This is a genomic window from Romboutsia sp. (genome assembly GCF_035470145.1).
GTDB lineage: Bacteria > Bacillota > Clostridia > Peptostreptococcales > Peptostreptococcaceae > Romboutsia_D.
In genome coordinates, this window is sequence record NZ_DATIRC010000442.1 from 1 (window position 1) to 1,533 (window position 1,533).

The window sequence follows — 1,533 nt, forward strand, 5'->3', positions numbered from 1 at the left end:
TAAAGAGGTGGTAATAAGTGGCTATAAAAGAAAGCAATAAAAGAGTTTATATAACGATAGATAAGGAGCTCTTAGAAGAAATTAAAGCAAAAGCAAAAGAAGAAGATAGAACAGTTAGTAATTATATCGCTTATATAATGAAAAAAGAAATTAAAAAATAAATAGGGGTATGGGGGGAGATTGAATGTTAAAAGTATTTGAATGTTTTGCAGGAATTGGCAGCCAACGAATGGCACTTAGAAATTTAGGGATTGAGCATGAAGTAGTGGGAATAGCAGAAATTGATAAATTTGCATTAAAAAGTTATGAAGCAATACATGGGGATTGCCCTAATTTTGGAGATATAAGCAAGATTAATCCGAATGATTTACCTAATATGGACTTATTTACTTATAGTTTTCCTTGTCAAGATTTAAGTGTAGCAGGGAAGCAAAGGGGACTTGGGGAAGGGACTAGAAGTGGTTTATTATATGAGTGTGAAAAAGTAATTGAAGCTAAAAGACCTAAGTATTTATTATTGGAAAATGTAAAAAATTTAGTTGGCAAAAAATTCAAAGATGCATTTGATAACTGGTTAGAGTATTTAGAGGGATTGGGGTATGCAAATTATTGGAAGGTTTTAAATGCTAAAGATTATGGCGTGGCACAAAACAGGGAAAGAGTATTTGTAATTAGTATATTAAAAGAGCTTGATACAGGATATGAGTTTCCAAAGCATATAAAATTAGATAAGGTTATTAAGGATATATTAGAAAATGAAGTAGACGAAAAATATTATATGAATAAACCTTTTAAATTAGTTGAAAAGGGAAGGATAAGAGCAGAATTTACAGAAATAAACTTTGAGCAAACTAAAAGAATATATGGAATAGATAGCTATTTTCAAACACTAAGCGCAGCAGATAGAGGCTGTAATAATATTTTGATAGAAGCAAGATTAACAGATTATCCATATAAACAAGTTAATCAAATATTAAGTAAGGACGGTATTTGCGTAACATTAGATACTATGCAAGGAGGACACAGAGAGCCTAAGGTGCTAATACCACAAGCAACTAAAAAAGGTTTCATTGAAATGGAAGTAGGAGGGGTTTGTGATTTAAGTTATCCAAATAGCAAAACTAGGAGAGGTAGAGTACAAGAAAATGGAACTATTTCGCCTACGCTTACTGCTTCAAGTCAAGACATAGTTAGTATAGATAGTCAATATAGGGTAAGGAAATTAACGCCTTTGGAGTGTTGGAGGCTAATGTCCTTTACTGATGAAGATTTTCATAAAGCTAAAAATAGTGGATTGTCTAATTCTCAATTGTATAAACAAGCAGGAAACAGTATAGTTGTAAAAGTGCTAGAAGGTATATTCTCTCAATTGTTTTTAAATGAAAAAGTAGAAGAATTAAGGATTGATACAGATTTTAGGAATGATGGAAATGAACAATTTAAGTGGATAGTATAGACTAGATTAAATTCTAGTCTTTTTTATTGCGATTTTGTAGCACAACTTTAGTACAAATTGCATATTATAAGTATAAA

General features: G+C 30.9%; 2 protein-coding genes. Both read left to right on the plus strand.

The window, feature by feature from the left end; all coding sequences use genetic code 11:
• Positions 1-17: 17 nt before the first annotated feature.
• The gene (locus tag VLM92_RS17230) at positions 18-161 is read left to right on the plus strand and encodes a ribbon-helix-helix domain-containing protein (protein ID WP_325277551.1); all 144 of its coding nucleotides are present in this window, start codon (positions 18-20) and stop codon (positions 159-161) included.
• 23 nt (positions 162-184) lie between these two features.
• Positions 185-1,456, plus strand: a complete 1,272-nt coding sequence (locus tag VLM92_RS17235; protein ID WP_325277552.1) for a DNA cytosine methyltransferase — start codon at positions 185-187, stop codon at positions 1,454-1,456.
• Positions 1,457-1,533: the final 77 nt, after the last annotated feature.

Excerpts from the sequence above, each read along its gene's own strand:
- VLM92_RS17235 (WP_325277552.1), top strand. The coding sequence starts at position 185 with ATGTTAAAAGTATTTGAATGTTTTGCAGGAATTGGCAGCCAACGAATG.